Source organism: Phyllobacterium calauticae, assembly GCF_019991125.1.
Lineage (GTDB): Bacteria > Pseudomonadota > Alphaproteobacteria > Rhizobiales > Rhizobiaceae > Phyllobacterium > Phyllobacterium calauticae.
On the sequence record NZ_JAGENB010000043.1, the window covers coordinates 1 to 425 of the forward strand.

The following is a 425-nucleotide window of genomic DNA, read 5'->3' on the forward strand; positions in this document are numbered from 1 at the left end:
GGAATTTTGGACAATGGGCGCAAGCCTGATCCAGCCATGCCGCGTGAGTGAAGAAGGCCTTCGGGTTGTAAAGCTCTTTCGGCCGGAAAGAAATCGGGCAGGTTAATAATCTGCGTGGATGACGGTACCGGAAGAAGAAGCACCGGCTAACTACGTGCCAGCAGCCGCGGTAATACGGAGGGTGCGAGCGTTAATCGGAATTACTGGGCGTAAAGCGCACGGAGGCGGTTTGTTAAGCTAGATGTGAAAGCCCCGGGCTCAACCTGGGAACTGCGTTTGTGACTGTATAGCTAGAGTACGGCAGAGGGGGATGGAATTCCGCGTGTAGCAGTGAAATGCGTAGATATGCGGAGGAACACCGATGGCGAAGGCAATCCCCTGGGCCTGTACTGACGCTCATGCACGAAAGCGTGGGGAGCAAACAG

1 rRNA gene is annotated in these 425 nt (G+C 55.3%); it reads left to right on the plus strand.

What is annotated here, in order from left to right:
* Positions 1–425, plus strand: a 16S ribosomal RNA gene (locus J1W56_RS25875); the annotation flags it as partial.